The organism is Methylobacterium goesingense (assembly GCF_022179225.1).
In the GTDB taxonomy this organism is placed as follows: domain Bacteria; phylum Pseudomonadota; class Alphaproteobacteria; order Rhizobiales; family Beijerinckiaceae; genus Methylobacterium; species Methylobacterium goesingense.
Genome location: NZ_BPQL01000179.1, coordinates 1 through 20,181, shown reverse-complemented (window position 1 = coordinate 20,181; position 20,181 = coordinate 1). Strand labels below are relative to the sequence as shown.

Below are 20,181 nucleotides of genomic sequence, written 5' to 3'. Positions count from 1 at the left end.
CGGCCGAAGCCGGGCGGGTGAAGGTGTGCGTCACTGTTCCTGGGAAGGAACGTACGCACTCTCTCACGTGGTATGCCAGCATTGAAAGCCCCGACACCGCTCCCGAGCGACAGGTCGGCCGGATCGAAACAAAAACCCGCCACGGCCGAAGCCGGGCGGGACAAGGATCGCTTCGGGAGGAAAGCGTGGTTCGGTTCTACGCCAGCGCCCGGGCGACACCAGCCACAGCTTTGCAGTTCTGGTATGCCAAGAATGCGGACCGCGACATGGATGCGCGGCTCACGTGTGGGTGTGGGCCAGGGTCTCGTCCAGCCTGTCGCGACGGGACGGTCTTCGCATCGGCAGCCTCGTCACCCTGCTGCGTCAAGCCGCGTCCAGAACGAGCCTGGATTCGAGGCGCAGCGCCTCCGCCGCCGGTATCGGCCGGCCGAGGTGATAGCCCTGCAGGAACGGGCATCCCATCCCCGTGAGGGTTCGCAGATCCGCTTCACCCTCGATGCCTTCGGCGACCACCTCGAGGTCGAGGGCGCGGCCCAGGCTGAGGACGGCCTGGATCATGCCGCGCTGATCCTCGGATTCACTCAGTCCCGTCACGAGGCTGCGGTCGATCTTGACGCGCCGTGTCCCCAATCGCCGCAGTGAGGCGAGCGAGGAGTAGCCGGTTCCGAAATCGTCGAGCGCGATGCGGATGCCGGCTTCCGTGAGTGCCGCGAGCTTGCTCTGGACGGCCTTGATGTCGAGGGCCGTCTCCTCCGTGATCTCGATCTCCAGTCGGCTCGGCGGCAAGCCCCGGGCCTGGAGGCGCTGGAGAATGATCTCGTCGACCGGGATCTGCGCCATCTCGCGCGGTGATACGTTCAACGCGACGCTGACGTCGTCTCGGCCCTCACGGCCCAGGGCGACCATCAGGTCGCAGACGTTCTCGAGGATGAAGCGCAACAGGGACTCGGTCAGGCCCGACAGCGCGGCGGCCGTCAGGATGTCGGGCGGCGCGATCCAGCCGTGGACGGGGTGGCGCCAGCGCAGGAGTGCCTCGAAGCAGGCGATCCGCTGGTCGCTCCGCCGGTAGATCGGCTGGAACCACACTTCCAGGTGCCCGTCCGTGAGAGCCTGGGGCAGGTCGCGCTTGCTGTCGCGCCGGATCGTGGCGCGCGCGCGCAGCGCTTCGTCGAAGGTGTGGTGGCGGTTGCGACCGGACGCCTTGGCGACGTAGAGGGCCTCGTCGGCGCAGCTCAGCATCTCGGTCAGGGTGGTGCCCGTCAGGTGGCAGACGCCGATGCTTAGGCCGAGCCGTCCGGCATCGAACGTCTCGAAGCGATCCGCCACGGTCCGGATCAGACGATGGGCCAGATCCGCGGGCGCGATCGCTCCGTCCGTCAGTGGATAGAGAATGGCGAATTCATCCCCGCCGAAACGCGCCGTCAGGCAGCGCGGGGGCAGCACACCCTCGATGCGGCGCGCCACCTCGATCAGGACCCCGTCGCCACGCTTGTGTCCATAGAGGTCGTTGACCGACTTGAAGCCATCCAGATCCAGGAGCAGCAGGCAGCATTCGGTCTCGCCGCCGACGATCGCCTCGGCCTTCCGTTCGAAGCCGGCCCGGTTGAGCAATCCCGTGAGGCCATCGTGCATGGCCCGGTGGCTCATCTGGTCGGCCAGTTCCTGGGCGCCGGCATGAGCCCGGTCGCTCGCCAGGGCCAGGGCCCGGGCCTCGTGCTTCAACCGGCTCGATTCCCGAAAGCTTCGCTCGGTCTTCGCCGCGCTCCGAACCAGCGCAAAGAGGTAGAGCAGGACCGTCGCGGCCAGGCACAGACTCTCGAACGCGCCCTGTGCGACGAGGCAGCCCGCCACGGATAGCAGCGGAGGCACGATGAAGCAGGTCGGGATACGGGCGTAGGCGATCCCATGCGTCACCGCGCCTGCGGTGATGCCACAGGTCACCGTCAGGTAGAACATCGCATGGCTCGAGCGATATCCGTCGCAGAGGATAGGCAGGCAGGCCCAGACGAGGCCGGACAGGAAGGCGATGAGGCAGGCAAGACGCAGGTGGTCGTCGACCGACCGTTCCGCCGCCTGCGCCATCTCGGGTGGCATCCCCTCGGACAGGGACAGCCCGAGGCAGGGTGCGCGGCACAGGGCGATGCGAAGGATGTTGACGCTCGTCGAGGCCGCCAGCCAGCTCGCTCCGAGCAGGCCGATGCCCGTATGGACAGCAACCAGTGTCGCTGTCACGCCGAGAATCATGTTGATGGGAATGGCGTTCAGGACGCTGGATCGAACAGCTTCCAGCTGATCCCGGCGAATTTGCTTGCCGAGACCGCGATCGGCGCCGTCGAGCACGCTGGCCGCGTGATGAAGCTTCGGCATGGCCATACCTTTCACTGGCGGGTCATAGCCGGGAACATCGTAACGGTCCGTTGACGCAAGATTGCGGCGGGCAGGCGCGCGCCCGAATTCGTGGACGGGCCGGGCCCTACTCGACCACGAAGGCCACGCCGATCTCGCTCGGGCTGCGCCAGGCGACGCGAACCCGCAACTGCTCCGCTCCCACGCAGAGGACGAATGCCTCCGGGATCCCGAGCACGCTGAGGACCTTCAGGCGGGCGCCCCCCTCGGATCGGTCGACCAGGGTGCAACTGACGGGATTCCCGAACTCCGTCCGGATCAATGCGGCGTTGGTCGCCGGATAGCGCGGGCTCAATCGTTTCTCCGCGAAGCTGGACGCGTTTCGGGCCGCCGCCGAGATCTCCGCGTGGCAACGCTCGGACCATGTGTCGGCTGTGCTGGGCGAAACTTCTATGGCCGCTCCCTCAGCCATTCCGCGCTCCGGCGGGCGGCTCGCATCCCGGATCGGTGAGGTCGCAGTTGAACCAAGCCGTGATCACCTCGTCGTCGCGCGAGACGGCCTTGCACGGCAGCGCTTTCTCGAAGGAGAACGAGTACAGAATGAAGTCGCCCGGCACCGCATCGGCGTCGATCATCACGAGACGCGCTCCCAGATCCGTCGCCTCCTGGATGACGCAGCCCTTGTGGGTGTGTTCGTCGATCGCGATGAACCCGAACAGATCCTGAGGGGCGGGCTCGATGTGGTTCCAGGCTCGTGCGGTCATGCTTCCTTCTCCGGATCAGGGACGAACGAGACATATCAATTGCAAACTCGCTTCAAGATTGTTTCAAAGAAGCGAATTTCGCAACTCAAATACGAACTATCCAGAGATTTCGCTTTTGAGGGGGAGGCTCGACGTGCGACGAGCGTTGCCCGTGGGACGCAGCGTTCCCGTATGCCGTCATGGACGGATACCGTCAGCGGTTGCTGGAGTCGTTCGAGCCGGGGGGGCGATGTCGAGCGCAACCGTTTCCTGGTCGGTAGGGAACGGCGGCGGCGGCAGAGGCGCGATTCGCCGGACCGAGTCCGGGGCACGATCGTCGCATTGCTCGTTCGAGATTCGACCGGAGCAGCGGTCGGCACCAAGCTCCGGCGATTTGCGAGACCACAACGGATCTCATCCGAAGTCTTCGGGAGCCTGCCCCATCGGTCAGGCTCGCCCAAGGTCCGGCGGACGAAAGCCGCCCTGCCCTGGCGTCGGCGGACCGCGATGGGTCCGCCGCACCGAGGTTTGGTATCAGACGCCCCGGGCCGTCTTCTCCCAGCCCTTACGACCTTCGACGATCCCGTTCTGAAGGAAATGCAGGAGCGGGTTCACCCGGATCGCTGCGACATCCGGATTGGCGTCGAGATATCCCCGCGTGCTGAAGTCCGGACCTGGGTCGTTCCGCTCCTTCCAGCCGATCAAAAGATAGTGCTCGACCGGGCTGAGTTCGTGGTCGGCAACATACGGATACTCCCTCAGGTAGTATCCCTCGTCGAAGAAACGTAGAACGGGTTTGCGGCGCGACAAACTACCGATTTTTCGAACGAAGTTGATTGCCATGAACGTTATGACCTTCGCCTGTGGCGTCCCGCAGCCATTGTTACCGGCACATCGTGACGTCGAATCTTCAGCGCTACGGTAACGCTCCGTCGGTTGCGGTGCACGCTTTTTTGCTGTCCCGCAAAAACGTCCGCTTTCGGGGATGGGTGCGCCAGCGATGGGCGCACCCCGGAAGGGTCGCCATGCGTTGCCATCGCCGCCTCGACACCCCGTGACGATCTTGGTCGAACGACCGGCTCATGCGGTGGGGACACCCGCGCGCTACGCCTTGCAGCAATGACCCACGGTGGCGTGGTGACCGGAAGCGCGGTTCCGGAGGCTGCCGCCCGCGCACGGCAGCGCTTTGCGAGACTGCGCGGGGCGGCCACGCGATCGTGATCGCCGAACGGGTCTGGCCTGCCCGAACTCGCCAGCTCGGGTGTTTCGCGCGTCAGCCGAAGAGGATGAGCGCCTTCGCCAGTGTGGTCCAGATTCCCCAGGCGATGGGGATCCCCACGGCGAGCCAAGCGAGCAGCGCGCCCGCGTTCAGGCCCCCGCGACCGATCCCGGAATCTCCGCCCCGTCCCGGACCTGCGGCGATACCGCCCTTCGCGACGCTCGCCAATTCGGATTCGCTCATGAACCAGCGCGCGGCCAGGGGGCGCACCAGGAGGTTGGCCACGAAGCCGGCCGCCAGGAAGGCCGCCAGGATGTACATCGTCCGCGTGTAGAGTTCGGCGCCCTGGATGCCGGCATCCACCTGCGCCTGACGGATCGCCGTGACCACGAACGGGCCGACCACGCCTGCCGTCGACCAGGCGGTGAGGAGCCGGCCGTGGATCGCCCCGACGAACTGGGTCCCGAAGACGTCGGCGAGGTAGGCCGGGATCGTGGCGAAACCGCCGCCATACATCGACAGGATCACGCAGAAGAAGGTCACGAAGAGCGCCTTCGATCCGATTCCCGCCGCCCAGGGTGCCGCCGCGTAGAGGACGCAGCCGAGGGCGAAGAACGTCGCGTAAGTGAGCTTGCGCCCGATCCTGTCCGATAGGGAGGCCCAGAAAAAGCGGCCCAGGATGTTGAACAGCGAGAGCAGGCCGACGAAACCGGCCGCGACGGCGGCGATCTGCGTCCTCTGACCAGCGTCGAGTTGCGCGAAGCCGAGGCCCGGTTGCCCGATCAACGCGCCGCCGAAGATCTCCTGCAGCATCGGCGAGGCGAGCGCGAGCACACCGATGCCCGCCGAGACGTTGAGGCAGAGTACCGCCCAGAGGAGCCAGAATTGCGGGGTGCGGTGGGCCTTGTCGAGGTGGACGTGGCTGGACGTGATCATGGCGCTCTTCGAGACCGGTGCCGTCCAGCCCGGAGGCTGCCAGCCGGCGGGCGGCACCCGGTAGCCGAAGGCGCCGCAGAGCATCGCCAGGATGTAGAGGCACCCCATCACCGCCAGCGTCTCCCAGACGCCGGCCGAGGACGGCGTCTTGAAGGTGTTGATGAGCAGGGTCGCGAGGGGTGAGCCGATCATGGCGCCGCCGCCGAAGCCCATGATGGCCATGCCGGTGGCCATGCCGCGCCGGTCGGGAAACCACTTCACCAGGGTCGAGACCGGCGAGATGTAGCCGAGCCCGAGGCCGATGCCGCCGATCAGCCCCATACCGAGCCAGATGAGCCAGAGCTGGTGCAGGTAGACCCCAAGGGCGCCGACGAGGAAGCCGCCGCCCCAGCACAGGGCCGCCGCGAGCCCCGCCTTGCGCGGGCCGGCTCGCTCTAGCCAGCCGCCGAACACCGCCGCCGACAGGCCGAGCATGACGATGCCGATGGAGAAGACGATGACGAGGTCGCTGACGCGCCAGTCGCAGGTCGTCGTGAACAGGGCCGTCGCGGTGCTCATCTCGGGGCATGCCGCGGCGGCCGGCTGACCCACGCTCAGGGCCCGGGACAGCGGTAGCCAGAAGACCGACAATCCGTAGGACATCCCGATGCAGAGGTGGATCGCCAGGGCCGCCGGCGGCACGAGCCAGCGATTGAAGCCGGCCCGCGCGACGATCCGCTCGCGCGAGAGCCACGGGGCCAGGCCCGAATCCTCCGGGGAGGCGACACCGACGCGAACGTTCATCCTGGCTTCTCCGGCACGGTCCGTCGTGTCGATCACGCCATCCGGATTAAAGCAGGAGCGAGAACGTGGCAAATTGGAAGGCGCTTTCTTATTGAACGCAACAAAGTGGATCTCTACATCCGATGGTGCGCGGTCCAATGGCACCGCGCGTCTGGTTCGGACCCTTGATCGACAAGCTGGATCTCCTTCTCGCCCTGTCGCGCGAGCAGCACTTCGGGCGCGCAGCCGAAGCGTGCCACGTGACGCAGCAGACGCTGTCCGCCGGGGTGAAGCGCCTCGAGGGCCAGCTCGGCACGCGGCTCGTCCAACGCGGTTCCCGTTTCCAGGGCTTCACGCCGGAGGGCGAGCGCGTCCTGGCCTGGGCCCGCCGGATCGTCGCTGACACGCGCGCGATGCGCGAGGACGTCGCGACCCTGCGGCGAGGTCCCGCGGGCCACCTGCGGATCGCCGCGATCCCGACGGTCCTGCCGATGATCGCGGCCCTCACCGTGCCCTATCATCTGCGTTATCCAGACGTCCGCCTCAGCGTCCTGTCGGCGACGTCCGACGACATCCTCGACCGCATCGAGAACCTGGAGGCCGATGCGGGCCTCACCTACCTCGACGGTGAACCGTTCGGCCGGCTCACGGCAATCCCGCTGTTCCGGGAGCGATACCAACTGCTGACAGCGGTCGGCGGCCTGCACGACGGGATGGACCGCATCACCTGGGCGGAGGTCGGTCGGACCCCTCTCTGCCTGCCGACGCCCGATCTCCAGAACCGGCGCATCATCGATCAGCAGATCAGGGCGAGCGGCATCGAGCCGGCGCCCGCCCTCGAGTCCAACTCGATGATCGTCCTGATGAGCCATGTTCGGACTCTGCGCTGGGCGAGCATCATGCCGGCCGTGCTCACCGAGGCCCTCGGGCCCCTCCCGGGGCTGCGGGCCATTCCCATCGTGGAGCCGGACATCCGGCAAACGGTCGGGATCGTCGTACCGGAGCGGGAACCCGCGACGCCGATGGTCGCCGCCCTCGTCGGCCTCTGTCGGCAGGTCGCCCGAACCCTGGGCGACGGTGCGCTCTCGGCGCAGGCGCTCCGGTCCTGTGCCGCGCAGTGACCGCCGCCTTTCGACCATACGGGATTTGACATGGTTCGATCCGGGCTCGTCGCGCGCATCGCCGGCCGCTCTCCGCACCTGAGCGAGGCGGAGATCGACGCGGTGGTGAGCGCGATCCTCCAGAGGATCGGCGATGCGCTCACGGCGGGAGACCGTGTCGAGCTTCGCGGATTCGGGGTCTTCGCCCCCTTCTCACGTCGATCGCATTCGGGCCTCAACCCGTACACCAAGCGCCCGATCCAGATCGGCGACCGGCGCCTGATCTCGTTCAAGCCGGCGAAATCCATCAAACGTCACGTCGAGGACGTCGCCGCCCGGACGATCGTCGACCGCAAGATCGCCGCGGTCAGGCTGCGCCTGAACGGGCACGCATCGACCGACGCATCGCCCTCTCACCCGTAGGCCGGGTGACGTCGGGGACGACCACAGGCCCGGATCAGCGTGAGTTCACCGGCCGATACCCTGGCGTCACCCTGGCGCGCTCGGCGAGGGCGGCTGCGAGCGCGTCGAAGGCCGCCTCCGGAAGCGAGTGCGCCGTGGCGAGGTAGTACCGTTCCCAGCCGACGGGAAGGAAATCGAGGCCGAAGCGGTCCGCAGCCGCACGTGCACCCAGGCCGGCATCGGCCGCGCCGTAGGCGATCACGGCCGCCACGGCCTGATGGGTGAACTCCTCGGTGGCGTAGCCCGGGATGCGATCGTCCCGGATCCCGTGCTCTGCCAGCAGCCGGTCGAACCATGCGCGGGTGCCCGATCCTTTCTGCCGATTGACGTAGCGGATGTCCCGCTCCGCGAGATCCGTGATGGTCCGGATGCCAAGGGGGTTGCCGGCGGCCAGCATCAGACCTTGCTCGCGTTCGAACAGCGGGCGGATTCGTAAGCTCGGACGATCGGCGAGTTCGGGATAGGCCGCGCCCGCACCGGCACTGTCGAGCGAACCGCAGTGAAACCCCGCCCCATCGGCACGCGCGTCCTCGAGGCGAGCGAGGGCTTCCTCGCTCCCCGCGACGGTCAGAACGAGTTCGGGCCAGCTCGCCGCGACGTCCATGATGAGTAGATCGTGGCTTGCCACCAGCGCGAGGGGGCGCCGCCGACCACTCAGGATAGGATCGAGCCGGGTTCGGATCGCCCGCGCTTCACGCGCCATCGGAGCGGCGAGACTCGCCTGGGCTGTCGCGAGGGCCTCGCGCAACCGTACGCCCGTCGGGGTCAGCGTACTGCCGTGCCCGCGCGTCTTCTGCACGAGTTGATGGCCGAGCGCGGCCTCGAGGGTCCGCAGCCGCTCCCAGGCCGCTCGGTAGGAAAGGCCGAGTTCGGTGGCGACGCCCTGGACGGACCCCGATTCCGCGATGGCTTCGAGAATCGACACGATCTCGGCGATCGCGATGCGCTGCGCCCCCACCGTGATCGTGCCGCCGAGGCCGAGTTCCACGGACAGCGCACCGTCACCGGGATTGGATGTCATGATCGACGTGCCGCTGCATGGTTTCGGAAGATGACCGTGCACGAGCCCGGCCCCTGGATCCACGGTTAGCATGAAGAGCCGGAGCAATTCGACGAGGTGGCGCCCCGATCACCCGGGTGTCGCGCAGGGCGATACGTGCCGAGCCCTGAACGACGCCCCTTCAACGCGGGGTGTTCTCGCCCGACGATGAGGCTGGCGAGGCTTACCGGTCAGTACCTCGACTGCACCTTGGCGCTGTCGACCGCGTAGGCGATCCCGAGCGCGGCGGTGATGCTGGTCACGCCCGGGACTTCGGCATGCGGGACGGTCCTGAAGCTTTTGATCATCGCCGTACCGGAAATCCTGACGTTGCGTGTCGGGGCGTTGCCGATATCGACCGTGGCGGTCTAGGCCAAGTGGGCGGTGCGGAAGCGAATGCCTCGCGGCGGCGCCGATCCCTCCGGGCTCGTGATGGTGGTGCGCCGTCCAAGGCCACGCCTGTTTCGGCGAACGCCTGCCGGGTCGCGGTCATCGCGGATGAACTCGCGACAGCACCTGGGAGGAATCTGGCTCAGACTGGGGCGTGCTGTTACAGCCCTGTCGGCCGAGTCTGCACGTAAACGGTGGCACCGGCGAAAGCGGCGCCAAGCCCCCGCACGTAGATGGCGCCGGAATCCACCATCAGGTTGGTTGAGGGGATGAGGATCGTCAGGGCCTCCGAGGCTTTCTTCACAATTGCGACGGGGACAAACTTTCGGAAAGGACTATCGCCTGAATACCCGTGGCCAACGGACCCTTCGCCCATCGCGTCCAGGGTCAATTGAAGCGTCGCATCGCCGTAGCGGCCTTTGTTCCGGGTTGCGATCGACATGTCCCAGCCGTGCAGCTGGCCAGGGTCGATCCGATTGCCGGAGGTATCCGTGCCGAACTTCACGGCCAAGCCGCTGTCGTTGTCCCTGCGCCTGAAAGACGCCGCGCCGAAATCTACCTCGGCCGTCCCGCCCTGCTCGACGTAGGGCACGCTCCGGCCGTAGCCGTTGGCGTTGCCGCTTTCAAATGACACCGCGCCGAACGACACCCGGCCGCTGGTCGCCAGGATGGCTCGCGCCTCGCCGCGCCGTTGCAGGATGCTACCCGACCCGATGTTGAGCGCCCCCCCACTCACCAGGATGCTGTCAAGAAAGACGGTCTGCGCGGCGTTGGTACCGTTGGCGTCGACATCGATGTTGCCGATGTTGACCCGGCCACCCGCGATGTTCGCCACGCGCCCCATGGCGAGGGTCTGTGCGGCGGCGGCGTTCTTCGTACTATAGAGCGTGCCGACGTTGATCTGACCAGAGCCCGGCTCTGTGTTTAGGGTGGAGCCGTTGGCATCAAGATTGAGCAGGCCGATGTTGCCGAAGCTGCCGCCACCGTTCCTACCTGCCCAGAACCGGATCTTGGTGGCCGAGCAGGAGATACCCTCAATCGCGTAGGCCTCGACCTTGCCCATTTCCAAGCAAGTGCCTTGCCCGTCGTTGTATAATTTGAGAAGGTTTTGCGTCTTAAAGCCGATCGGCCAGGCCATCAGTTTCGACCCGAAGACGTAGTTCAGGGCGCCGTCGAAGACGAAGTGCCTGTTCGCCGCCCCGATCCAGATGTTGTCCAGGCTGAGGCCGCCGCAGTTACCTCCGCACACGAGCCCGTCGATCGCCCCACCGATCAGGAGGTTCGCCAGGATGCCCGAGGATGCCTTGCTGACGTCCAGGGCCACCGGGTACGCCACCAACCTCGCGCGATTCGCCGTGTCCGGCTGGGCGAGCATTATCTGCAGGTCACGGAACTGCGCGTTGGTTTCGAGTTCGACCAGGGCGGTGGTGCCCGCCTCGAGGTCGGGGACATCCACACCGTTGACGTTGCGATAGCCGACCACGAGCTTAGTGCATCCGAACCCTGCGCCACCGAGGTATTGATTCGCGCGCACCGTCAGCTTTCCCCGAAAGCGGTAGCTTCCGCATGGTAGATCGACAGGCAGATCCAGTGCCAGCATCGCGCGCAGGTAGGCCGTCAAGTCGACCCCGTTGCTGCCGGAGATAACCCCGTCCCGAAGTTCATCCGGGATTTTGTCGAACGGGTTCACGCGGTTTGAGAAGCGCCGCGCGATCGTCTGGGGCGGGCGGCCACCGGAGGGGATGGTGGATAGATCGGTCTCGTCGCTCTGCTCCACCGCCTTGCGGCCAGAGGGTAGAGCGTTCAGGAGCGAACCGTCCACCATCGAGCCGTCCGCGTTCCGGAAAAACTGCGTTCGATCAGTGCGGTTGATGGCAGTATCACCCGGCGCCGTGAGCGGGGGGAGCGCCCCCGGCCGAGTGTCGGACTTGATCTCGAGGGCAACAGCCGGCGCGACGAGGGCCAGCAGCATCGCGAGGGGTGCGAGGAGACGGTTCTTCATTACGGCACGATCCCTTCGGCGTTGTCGGGGCTGAGGGTGTTCAGGCGGGCTGTCAGGGGGTGGATCACGCCCTGCTTGGCGTCCGTTGTCACCTTGATCGCGGCGTTCGCAAGGGTGCCGACCGTCAAAACCTAGAGCTCCAGACGTTGTCGGAGCCGAAGGCGTAACCTCTCGTGAAACCACATGTGTGTTGCAGTCCATGCAACACAATCAGGCAAGCCGTTGCGCATGGAAAAGCCCGCCATGTCATCGACAAAGCGGGCTGAACTAGTGGTGAGCGCGTTGGGGCTCGAACCCAAGACCTACAGATTAAAAGTCCGTTGCTCTACCAACTGAGCTACGCGCTCGCATCCGACGATCGGGGCCGCGGCGCCTGTGGGGCCGGGCCGTGTCGGACAGCGTGGCCCGCAATAGGGGCTCGGCGGTATGGGGTCAACCGGGATTGCGGTCGCCCGTCCGCGATCCCGCCTCACGGGGCGGCGCGCTCGGCTTCCGCGCGGGCCCAGGCGGCGCGGGTCTCCTCGCTGAAGGCGGCGAGGCGCCCTTCGGCAATGGCGCGGCGCATCCCCGCCATCAGGTCCTGGTAGTAGGACAAGTTGTTCCAGGTCAGCAGCATCATGCCAAGGATCTCGTCGCTGCGCACGAGGTGGTGCAGGTAGGCGCGGGAATAGTCGCGGGCCGCCGGGCAGGCAGAGGCCTCGTCGAGGGGGCGCGTGTCCTCGGCGTGGCGGGCGTTGCGCAGGTTGATCCGGCCGTGGCGGGTATAGGCGAGGCCGTGGCGGCCGGCGCGGGTCGGCATCACGCAGTCGAACATGTCGATGCCGCGCGCCACCGAGCACAGGAGGTCGTCGGGCGTGCCGACTCCCATGAGGTAGCGCGGCTTGTTGGCGGGCAGGTAGGGTTCCACCGTCTCGATCATGGCGAGCATCACGGCCTGCGGCTCGCCCACCGCGAGGCCGCCGATGGCGTAGCCCTTGAGATCGAGATCCGTCAGGGCCCGGGCGCTCTCGACCCGCAGGGCCGGCACGTCGCCTCCCTGGACGATGCCGAACATCGCCTTGCCGGGCTGCTCGCCGAAGGCCACTCGGCAGCGCTCCGCCCAGCGCAGGGACAGATGCATGGCGCGCTCGATGGTGGCGTGGTCGGCCGGCAGGCGCACGCATTCGTCGAGCTGCATCTGGATATCCGAGCCGAGCAGCCCCTGGATCTCGATGGAGCGCTCCGGGCTCATGTGGTGGGTCGAGCCGTCCACGTGGGAGCGGAAGGTGACACCCTGCTCGTCGAGTTTCCGCAGCGCCGAGAGCGACATCACCTGAAAGCCCCCGGAATCCGTGAGGATCGGATGCGGCCAGTTCATGAAGTGGTGCAGGCCGCCGAGCCGCGCCATGCGCTCAGGGCCGGGGCGCAGCATCAGGTGGTAGGTGTTGCCCAGCACAACGTCGGCACCGAGATCCCGCACCTGACCCGGATACATCGCCTTCACGGTGGCGGCCGTGCCCACCGGCATGAAGGCCGGAGTTCGGATTGTGCCCCGTGGCATCGTGATCGCGCCGGTGCGCGCTGCCCCGTCGGTGGCGTCAATATGAAAGACAAAGTGCATCGAGCTTTTTTCCAAATAAAATGTACGCTTTACGTATCACATTTCAGTTTTGGCGTCTTGTCGATGAAAGTCTTCGTATCCTTAATTGAGACATCCTTGAATATGCTGTCCTTGAATCGATCGTAAACAAAGTACGACAGAAAAATATTGCACTTCAATAGATCTGACATGTATCGCGGTTCTATGAGCTTTCTATTCGAGAGAGATGCAATATAATCCATATGATAAAAGTATTTAATCAGATTCCTCTTGCTGTCGATGTCGGTCTCGAAGCCTTTGAGAGGGTTGTCGGCAAATTTCTCGCCGATTTTTCCGATCGTGTTCATATAAGTCTCGAAATTCTTGTCCTCGAAAAATTTCCGCGAGATATCCACCGTCGCATTGATCTTCGTCGCTTCTTCGCTGTTCCACCATTGATAAAAAGAAAAGCCGGCTGAGATCAGAGCCAAGTAGAATGCGAATTGCGCTTGCCAGTTCGACTTGTCCTTGGCCTCTGTCGTACTCGTCTCCATGACCTCAAAGACTCCTTTGAAAGCAAGGGATGAAGGCAGCCGGAAATCGGCCCATCGTCAAGGTTCGCTCGGAAACAGCAGGCTGGAATCCCCGTAGGAATAGAACCGGTAGCCGGACGCGATGGCGTGGGCGTAGGCGGCCCGCATGGTCTCCAGGCCCGAGAAGGCCGAGACCAGCATGAACAGGGTCGAGCGCGGCAGGTGAAAGTTGGTCATCAGCGCGTCGACGGCGCGGATGCGCGTGCCCGGCGTGATGAAGATCTCGGTGGGCCCCGAGAACGTGTGCAGCGTCCCGTCGGCGTCGGCCGCGCTCTCCAGGAGGCGCAGGGCGGTGGTGCCCACCGCGACGACGCGGCCGCCCGCCCCGCGCGCGGCGTTGAGGGCCCCAGCCGTATCGGCGTCGAGGATGCCGATCTCGGCATGCATGCGGTGGTCGTCCGTGTCCTCCGCCTTGACCGGCAGGAAGGTGCCGGCCCCCACGTGCAGCGTGACGGTGTGGCGGGTGATGCCCGCCGCGTCGAGGTCGGCCAGCAGGGCTTCCGAGAAGTGCAGGCCGGCGGTGGGGGCGGCCACCGCGCCAGGCGCGCTCGCGTAGACCGTCTGGTAGTCGGTTGCGTCCTGGGTATCGGTCGGGCGCTTGCCCGCGATGTAGGGGGGCAGCGGCAGGTCCCCGATCCGCGCGATGGCCGCGTCGAGGGCGGGGCCGGCCAGGGCGAAGCGCAGCACGATCTCGCCGCCCTCCCCCTTCGCCGCGATGACGGCGTCCAGTGCCTCGTGGTCGCCGGGCGCGCGGGGGGCGAACGCGACGCGATCGCCGAGGGCGAGGCGCTTGCCCGGCCGAGCGAAGGCGCGCCACGCATCCGGCGCCTCGCGCAGGTGCAGCATTGCCTCCATGCGCAGACCCGGCGAGCCGGTCCGGTGCCGGATGCCCGACAGGCGCGCAGGGATCACGCGGGTGTCGTTGAAGACCAGCGCGTCGCCGGCCCGCAGCAGGCCCGGCAGATCGCGCACGCTTCGGTCGGCGAGGGCCTCGCCGGGGCGGACCACGAGGAGGCGGCCGGCATCGCGGGGCACCGGCGGGCGCAGGGCGATGCTCGCTTCCGGCAGCTCGAAATCGAAGAGGTCGACGCGCATGGAGCGCCAACTGCACCGATCGGTGGCCCGGATCAATGGGGGCGGAACCGGTTCGGGCCCGGTCTGTTCTCGGGAAGAGCGGCCCCGATCCCGACCCCGACCCCGACCCCGACACCGTCTCGGCGACGGAGGCGAGACGCGGGCGGCGTCGAGGGAGCGAGAGCGGATGGCCTGGTTTGCCGTGAGTCCCCGAGACCCTGCCGATCCGCGCTGGCCGCTGCCGGACCGCGACTGCGTGCGTCTGAAGGCCGAGGACGTTCCCGACGCCCGGGCGAAGTTCCTGCAGGCCTATCCGAGCCGGCCGTTCGGAACGCCGGCCTCTCCGGTGCCGGATGCCGGCACATCCGGCTTCGCCGAGGATCCGCAGGCCCTCGACATCGTTCCGATCGAAGCGCCATCCTCTCCGTAGCGGCCCGTCGGTTCCGACGATCGGGTCCGCACGGCGCGGCACCGAACATCGTGTGAGCAACGTATCCGCTGGCGGGAGACGACATGAGCGATGGGAGCAGGGTCCGGGCGGCGAAGCGGCGCGTGACCCTCGACGGGCAACTCGTGTCCTACTGGCAGCGCGAGGCGCTTCGGCTGGAGGGCCTTGCGGCGGCGAGCCGCTGGGGTTGGGTGGCACGTGGCTACCGGCGCAAAGCGGACCGCGCCCGGGAGCAGGCGACCCGGTTCGAGAGCCGCGAACGCGCCCGGGCGCCGGGTGCCTCCCCTCCCGAGGCCGAGCCGTCATAGCCGCTGCTCAATCCTTCAGCGACGGGTTCAACCTTTGCCGTGGCCTTGGCACGGCTGCGACCGCTATGGGCTCGCCGGCCGGGCGGTGACGTGACCCTCCGGGAGAACCCGGACGCCATCATGGATCGTACCCAGAAAGCCGCCCTCGTCAGTGCCGGAATCGGCCTGCTGGTGATGGGCCTGAAGTTCGCGGCCTATTGGCTGACGGGCAGTCTCGCGCTGTATTCCGATGCCCTCGAGAGCATCATCAACGTGGTGGCGGCGGTGTTCGCCCTGGTCGCGTTGCGGGTCGCCGCGCGTCCGGCCGACGACGACCACCCTTACGGGCATCACAAGGCGGAGTATTTCTCCGCCGTGATCGAGGGCGCGCTGATCATCGTCGCGGCGATCCTGATCCTCCGGGAATCCTTCCACGGCCTGCTCGCACCCAAGCCCCTCGACGCGCCACTCCTCGGGCTCGCGGTCAACGGCGTCGCCACCGCGATCAACGGGGCCTGGGCGATCGCCCTGATGGCGCGGGGCCGGGCCTGGCGCTCGCCCGCGCTGGTGGCGGATGCGCGGCACGTCATGGCCGACGTCGTCACCTCCGGCGGCGTCCTCGCGGGCGTGGCCCTGGTGACGGCGACCGGACTCGCCATCCTGGATCCGCTCATTGCCGGCCTCGTCGCCCTCAACATCCTCTGGTCGGGCTGGGAGATGGTGCGTGAGTCGGTGAGCGGGCTCATGGACCGGGCGGCTCCGCCCGAGATGGTGGCCAAGATCCGCGAGCTCATCTCGCTCCACAGCGTCGGTGCTCTGGAGGCCCACGACGTCCGCACGCGGCACGCCGGCCAGGCGACCTTCATCGATTTCCACCTCGTCGTGCCGGGGGGCATGACGGTGCAGGATTCGCACGCGATCTGCGACCGGCTCGAGGAGGCCATCGAGGGCGCCATCGAGGGGTCCGTGGTGGTCATCCATGTGGAGCCCGCCGAGCACGCCAAGGGGCGGGGCGTACCGGTCGTCTAGGGTACGTCTCCCGAGCCCCCTGGGACGCCCGGGCCTGCGGCGCGATCCTCGACGAGGACCGTCTCGCCGAAGACGGCCTCGAAGGCCGCGCGCAGCGCCATGTCGGCCTCCGGCAGCGTGACGAGATGGCCGAGATCGACGAGGCTGGTGACGCCGTGGCCGGAAATCCCGCAGGGCACGATGCCGCTGAAATGCGACAGATCCGGCTCCACGTTGAGGCTGATGCCGTGGAAGCTCACCCAGCGGCGTACGCGGATGCCGATCGCCGCGATCTTGTCCTCGACGCCCGCCCCCTTCTCCGGACGCCGGACCCACACGCCGACCCGGTCTTCGCGCCGCTCGCCGCGCACGTTGAAGGCCTCCAGGGTGGCGATGATCCAGGCCTCCAGGGCGGCCACGTAGGCCCGCAGGTCGCGCCGGCGCCGGTTGAGGTCGAGCATCACGTAGGCCACCCGCTGTCCGGGGCCGTGATAGGTGTACTGCCCGCCCCGCCCGGTGCGATGCACGGGAAAGCGATCGGGCGCGACGAGGTCCGTCTCCCGCGCCGAGGTGCCCGCCGTGTAGAGCGCCGGGTGCTCCAGCAGCCAGACGCATTCCGGGGCCGCGCCTGACGCGATGGCCTCGGCCCGCGCCTCCATCTCCGCCACCGCCGCCGCGTAGGGCACCGGTGCGTCGCTGATGCGCCACTCCACCGGCCCGGCTCCCGACCCGGCGCGGAAATGGCCCGTCGGCAGGGCGAGACGGGGGGCGGTTATCGTTTCGTTTACCAAGACTTCACCATCGCGCATGGACAGTCGGCAAGGGACGGGCGCCGCTTCGCGCCGGACGTCCCAGGGAAGGAACGGGTCGCGTGGCGGTTCTCGAAGACCTCAAGGTCGATCTCACGGTGGTGCTCGGGCGCAGTCACATGCCCCTGCACATCCTGTTGCGCATGGGCCGCGGTGCGGTGATCGAGCTCGAATCCACCGAGACCGATATGGTCGAGATTCTCGCCAACGACCACCCGATCGCCCGCGGCCAGATCGTGGTCACGGGCAACCGGATCTCCGTCGAGATCACGGAACTGATCCGCAAGGCCGAGGTCGTGCGCCTGCCCGGCGTGACCATCGGCGACGGCGCGGTGCCGATTCTGGAGGGCGCCGGCGATTTCCGCTAATCCCGCTGCCGCGGCGCTTGTCGGACGAAATTTCGTCTGCTACTAGCTGCGCCGCGCCACGAGAGATCGTTCGCTTCACCCCACGGGGCGGCGGACGCAGCGAACGCGGTGAGACAATGCGGCCATGGCGGAATTGGTAGACGCGCTAGCTTGAGGTGCTAGTCCTGCAAGGGGTGGAGGTTCGAGTCCTCTTGGCCGCACCAACTTGGTTTTGTTGGTGTTTCCCCTTCGATCTTCGTGAGGCGGTTACCGCGCCTCCAGGCATCCCGAATATGCAACACCGGATTTGACCGGCCGCCTTCTCCAGGCGGCGGGCGCCTCTGGTCGTCGGCATCGGGACTTTATCGCTGCGCTCCCTCGATCTCCGGTCCAGTGTTCATCGCCACTGGCTTGGGATGGGTCGGGGTTGATCGTGCAAGCTCATCGAGAACGCGCACGCCATTGCCCTCTCCGAGAAATCGGCTTCGCGATCGAGGGTACGCACCGGTCCGCCAGCTTTCGCGACGGCAGGTTCGTCGATGCGCACAGCATGGCTTGCTTGAGCGAGCTGCCGCCGGCGTTGTAACGACGATCGAACCTGTGGGCATCGCACCGGTTGGCCCCATGCTTTCGAACTGGAACCGCCGATGAGCCGCCTGTCCCGCGCAGCCCTGTTGATGCTGACCTTGCCGATGATGTCGGCGATGCCCGCAGCGGCTCAGAGCCCTGCGAAAGATTATCTATTTCAGGAGCAGCGCTTCAGCCGGGCATGCCGCCCGCCTCTGAAGTACGCCGCCGGAGCCTGCGTGCGGCGTTGTCCGGCGGGCTTCGAGGATATGGGCCGGACCTGCCGTCAGCGCAGCATGCGTGGCGGCGCCGGGGGGCGCTGAGGCCCGCGCGCGCTCGGGCGAGAGGTGTCTGCCGCTCACCCGAGCTGTTGACCTACTCGGCGGGCTCGAGGACGGGCCGGAGTGCGGTGACCTGCGCGCTTCTGGTGATCGGCGCACTGAGGGCGACGCCGACTTCGAACAGGAGCAGGTCGACGAGCCGCCGCATCACCGGGGTCCCGACCGCGTCGATCATCGTGCGCGCCGCGATACAGTGATTGGCGAGCAGATCCAGCGTCGCCTCGTCGGAGACGCGTGTGGTCTGGGACATGAAAATTCTCCGAAATGGGGATGTGTGTCAGGCTGCGAGGTGGGGGTAGGACGGGGCGAGCACCGGACGAGAGTCGCCGCGCAGACTGCGCAGGCGCGCCAGGGTGCGCTCGTCGAACTCCGCGGTCGCGGCGATGATCTCCTCGCCGCTGATCGATTGCGGCAGTCCGAGGGGCCGCGCGCGGAAGTGCAACTGCACCACGTGCAGGAGGTAGAGGGTCGGCATCTGCAGCACGAGCCGGCGCACGCCGTTGGCCATGCCCCATTCCAGAATGCCGGAGAGCAGCGCCAGCGAGACCGGGTTGACGGCCTTGCCGCGCGCCCGGTGCGAGCGGGCCACGGCTTGGCGGGTCCATTCCCAGGTGTCGTGACCGCGGGGAAGTTCGCCTTCGCAAAGTTGGGGCAGCACGTCCGAGAGCAGGTGCGGTCGCGTGGTGGGCAGGAGACGGCTGTAGCCGATCACCCGGCCCTCCTCGATCGCCAGAATATGGATCGCCGCCGCCGTATCGAACTGGTCGATCTCACGACCATCCGGCTTCGCAAGATCAGACCAGCCTTTCTCCTCGACGAAGACTGCGTGGCGCAGGCGCCAAGCCTGATCCATTTCTTCGCGGTACTGATGCTGATTTGCAGCTGTAACGAGGTGGATCATGTCGAAACCTCCGTATGTGGAGCGTTTCTGACAGTTTCGAGAGTGTCACAAACCTACGGAAACCCGTAGGGTATCGCGTCGGGATACGCGGGATTGATACGCTTTCCGCTTGGATCGCTCGGGTTCGGGCGTGGCTTCGCTCGCCTTTAAGGAGAGGATGCACGTCGCACGCAGGCAGGCCGAAGCCATCACCCGGAAGCGGTGTGAGGCGGGACCGCGCACCGGCGCGGCTCCGGATCGCGCCGTCCATTCCGTGCGCGCCGTGTCGGTGATGGGGGTATCGGTCGCCCGTGCCGCTCAGGGGCGTGGGCTCAGTGGATCAGTCCACGTCGGAGCGCGACGGCCACGGCCTGCGTGCGGTTGGTGGTGCCGAGCTTGGTCCGGGCGGACCGGAGATGGAAATCCACCCCGTGGGTCGAGATGCCCATCACCTCGCCGATCTCCCAGTCGGTCTTGCCCTCGGCCGCCCATTGCAGGGCTTCCCGCTCGCGCGGCGCCAGCTTGACCGCCTCCACGGCCGCGTTCCGGCCGCGCAGGCGCAGGAGGTGGCCGAAGGCGTAGGTGGCCATGAGGTGGAGCATCGGCCGGTCGGCCGGGTCGAGGGCGAGGCGCTCCCCCGACAGGCTGAAACCGGCGACATCCCCGTCGAGAGTCATCAGCGGAACCGTGATGCCATCCCGCAGAGCGAACTCGCCCGCCTCGTTCATCACCTTCAGCGCCGCGGCATCGCCGGCAACGCGAGGGCCGAGGTCGCTCCAGGCGAACGGCATGGTGCTGAAGCCGAGCTGGCGCACGGTGGGATCGTGAAAGGCATAGCCGCGCGCGAGGTAGCGCTGGCCCCACTCGCTCGGGAAGGTGTTCAACAGGACATGACTGCGCTGCTGGCGCGTGGGCGTTCCACGCTGCGGCACGGTCCCCGCCATGACGTGCGCAATCCCGAAATCGGCGAGTTCCGTCAGCAGGAGCCGCGACACCTCGTCGACATTCGCGGTGCGATCGAGGGATCGAAGGAAGTCGAGGGTCTGGTCCAGCGCTCTTCGGGTCATCGGGCATCCCGCCTGCTCGCGGCCCTGTGAAGTGATTGCGATAACTCTAGATTGTCAAGACCCGCAGCCGTCGCCGCCTACATACCAACAACCGAAGCCGCTCGGACCCAACTTCAGCGCGAACATCATCCCGTCGCTCCCCGCCCACGCTTATCCGAACAGGTCGACCGTATGGAAGCCTCGCGCTTCCATACGGTCGACCT

General features: G+C 67.0%; 22 protein-coding genes and 2 tRNA genes. 8 read left to right on the top strand and 16 right to left on the bottom strand.

Annotated elements, in window-relative coordinates:
* Nucleotides 1-363 precede the first annotated feature (363 nt).
* The 5 genes from MFF30_RS23700 to MFF30_RS23680 form a co-directional block, all read right to left on the bottom strand.
* Nucleotides 364-2,367 carry a putative bifunctional diguanylate cyclase/phosphodiesterase gene (locus MFF30_RS23700; protein ID WP_238282579.1) on the bottom strand — a complete coding sequence of 668 codons (2,004 nt, stop codon included), beginning with the start codon at nt 2,365-2,367 and terminating at the stop codon, nt 364-366.
* A 106-nt stretch (nt 2,368-2,473) separates the two neighbouring features.
* Nucleotides 2,474-2,701, bottom strand: a complete 228-nt coding sequence (locus MFF30_RS23695; RefSeq protein ID WP_238282578.1) for a hypothetical protein — start codon at nt 2,699-2,701, stop codon at nt 2,474-2,476.
* A gap of 109 nt (nt 2,702-2,810) precedes the next feature.
* Entirely contained in the window at nt 2,811-3,110 is a 300-nt protein-coding gene (locus MFF30_RS23690; RefSeq protein ID WP_238282577.1) for a hypothetical protein, read from the bottom strand.
* 513 nt (nt 3,111-3,623) lie between these two features.
* The gene (locus MFF30_RS23685) at nt 3,624-3,932 is read right to left on the bottom strand and encodes a hypothetical protein (RefSeq protein WP_238282576.1); all 309 of its coding nucleotides are present in this window, start codon (nt 3,930-3,932) and stop codon (nt 3,624-3,626) included.
* Between the two features lie 430 nt (nt 3,933-4,362).
* The gene (locus MFF30_RS23680) at nt 4,363-6,027 is read right to left on the bottom strand and encodes an OFA family MFS transporter (RefSeq protein WP_238282574.1); all 1,665 of its coding nucleotides are present in this window, start codon (nt 6,025-6,027) and stop codon (nt 4,363-4,365) included.
* A gap of 164 nt (nt 6,028-6,191) precedes the next feature.
* Here MFF30_RS23680 and MFF30_RS23675 point away from each other — a divergent pair, with 164 nt between their 5' ends.
* Nucleotides 6,192-7,127 (top strand): LysR family transcriptional regulator, encoded by a 936-nt coding sequence (locus MFF30_RS23675; protein WP_238282580.1) that lies wholly within the window; start codon nt 6,192-6,194, stop codon nt 7,125-7,127.
* A 30-nt stretch (nt 7,128-7,157) separates the two neighbouring features.
* Nucleotides 7,158-7,529 (top strand): HU family DNA-binding protein, encoded by a 372-nt coding sequence (locus MFF30_RS23670; RefSeq protein WP_238282572.1) that lies wholly within the window; start codon nt 7,158-7,160, stop codon nt 7,527-7,529.
* A 34-nt stretch (nt 7,530-7,563) separates the two neighbouring features.
* On the opposite strand, the gene MFF30_RS23665 is transcribed toward MFF30_RS23670, so the two are convergent.
* The 7 genes from MFF30_RS23665 to queA all read right to left on the bottom strand — a co-directional run bounded on the left by MFF30_RS23665 (nt 7,564) and on the right by queA (nt 14,245).
* Nucleotides 7,564-8,589 (bottom strand): substrate-binding domain-containing protein, encoded by a 1,026-nt coding sequence (locus MFF30_RS23665; RefSeq protein ID WP_238282570.1) that lies wholly within the window; start codon nt 8,587-8,589, stop codon nt 7,564-7,566.
* A 568-nt stretch (nt 8,590-9,157) separates the two neighbouring features.
* On the bottom strand, nt 9,158-10,999 hold the full coding sequence (locus tag MFF30_RS23660; protein ID WP_238282568.1) for a hypothetical protein: 1,842 nt from the start codon (nt 10,997-10,999) through the stop codon (nt 9,158-9,160).
* Nucleotides 10,999-11,127, bottom strand: coding sequence for a hypothetical protein (locus MFF30_RS26030; RefSeq protein WP_283205931.1), 129 nt, complete (start codon nt 11,125-11,127; stop codon nt 10,999-11,001). Before MFF30_RS26030 ends, MFF30_RS23660 begins: the two co-directional genes overlap by 1 nt.
* A gap of 143 nt (nt 11,128-11,270) precedes the next feature.
* A tRNA-Lys gene (locus MFF30_RS23655) sits at nt 11,271-11,346 on the bottom strand.
* Between the two features lie 122 nt (nt 11,347-11,468).
* Nucleotides 11,469-12,599, bottom strand: a complete 1,131-nt coding sequence (gene tgt / locus MFF30_RS23650) for a tRNA guanosine(34) transglycosylase Tgt (protein WP_238282566.1) — start codon at nt 12,597-12,599, stop codon at nt 11,469-11,471.
* 29 nt (nt 12,600-12,628) lie between these two features.
* Entirely contained in the window at nt 12,629-13,111 is a 483-nt protein-coding gene (locus tag MFF30_RS23645; protein WP_238282563.1) for a DUF4760 domain-containing protein, read from the bottom strand.
* A gap of 57 nt (nt 13,112-13,168) precedes the next feature.
* Entirely contained in the window at nt 13,169-14,245 is a 1,077-nt protein-coding gene (gene queA / locus MFF30_RS23640; protein ID WP_238282561.1) for a tRNA preQ1(34) S-adenosylmethionine ribosyltransferase-isomerase QueA, read from the bottom strand.
* 166 nt (nt 14,246-14,411) lie between these two features.
* Between queA and MFF30_RS23635 the strand changes: the two genes are divergently transcribed.
* The 3 genes from MFF30_RS23635 (at nt 14,412) to MFF30_RS23625 (ending at nt 15,988) form a co-directional block, all read left to right on the top strand.
* The gene (locus MFF30_RS23635) at nt 14,412-14,654 is read left to right on the top strand and encodes a hypothetical protein (RefSeq protein WP_238282559.1); all 243 of its coding nucleotides are present in this window, start codon (nt 14,412-14,414) and stop codon (nt 14,652-14,654) included.
* Between the two features lie 83 nt (nt 14,655-14,737).
* The gene (locus MFF30_RS23630) at nt 14,738-14,980 is read left to right on the top strand and encodes a hypothetical protein (RefSeq protein ID WP_238282557.1); all 243 of its coding nucleotides are present in this window, start codon (nt 14,738-14,740) and stop codon (nt 14,978-14,980) included.
* A gap of 120 nt (nt 14,981-15,100) precedes the next feature.
* A complete protein-coding gene (locus tag MFF30_RS23625) occupies nt 15,101-15,988 on the top strand; it encodes a cation diffusion facilitator family transporter (protein ID WP_238282555.1) in 888 nt (295 codons plus the stop codon).
* On the opposite strand, the gene lipB is transcribed toward MFF30_RS23625, so the two are convergent.
* Nucleotides 15,985-16,776 (bottom strand): lipoyl(octanoyl) transferase LipB, encoded by a 792-nt coding sequence (gene lipB, locus MFF30_RS23620; RefSeq protein WP_373320994.1) that lies wholly within the window; start codon nt 16,774-16,776, stop codon nt 15,985-15,987. The two genes, MFF30_RS23625 and lipB, sit on opposite strands and share 4 nt — an antisense overlap.
* Nucleotides 16,777-16,838: 62 nt before the next feature.
* Here lipB and MFF30_RS23615 point away from each other — a divergent pair, with 62 nt between their 5' ends.
* The 3 genes from MFF30_RS23615 (at nt 16,839) to MFF30_RS23605 (ending at nt 18,013) form a co-directional block, all read left to right on the top strand.
* Complete coding sequence (locus MFF30_RS23615) at nt 16,839-17,144, top strand: FliM/FliN family flagellar motor switch protein (RefSeq protein WP_238282553.1); 306 nt, start codon at nt 16,839-16,841, stop codon at nt 17,142-17,144.
* Nucleotides 17,145-17,262: 118 nt separating this feature from the next.
* Nucleotides 17,263-17,347: transfer RNA gene (locus MFF30_RS23610), tRNA-Leu, on the top strand.
* A gap of 423 nt (nt 17,348-17,770) precedes the next feature.
* Entirely contained in the window at nt 17,771-18,013 is a 243-nt protein-coding gene (locus MFF30_RS23605; RefSeq protein WP_238282552.1) for a hypothetical protein, read from the top strand.
* 52 nt (nt 18,014-18,065) lie between these two features.
* On the opposite strand, the gene MFF30_RS23600 is transcribed toward MFF30_RS23605, so the two are convergent.
* The 3 genes from MFF30_RS23600 to MFF30_RS23590 form a co-directional block, all read right to left on the bottom strand.
* Nucleotides 18,066-18,281 carry a hypothetical protein gene (locus MFF30_RS23600; protein WP_238282551.1) on the bottom strand — a complete coding sequence of 72 codons (216 nt, stop codon included), beginning with the start codon at nt 18,279-18,281 and terminating at the stop codon, nt 18,066-18,068.
* A 27-nt stretch (nt 18,282-18,308) separates the two neighbouring features.
* Entirely contained in the window at nt 18,309-18,932 is a 624-nt protein-coding gene (locus MFF30_RS23595; RefSeq protein WP_238282550.1) for an acyl-homoserine-lactone synthase, read from the bottom strand.
* Nucleotides 18,933-19,243: 311 nt separating this feature from the next.
* Nucleotides 19,244-19,978, bottom strand: coding sequence for a helix-turn-helix transcriptional regulator (locus MFF30_RS23590; protein WP_238282549.1), 735 nt, complete (start codon nt 19,976-19,978; stop codon nt 19,244-19,246).
* Nucleotides 19,979-20,181: the final 203 nt, after the last annotated feature.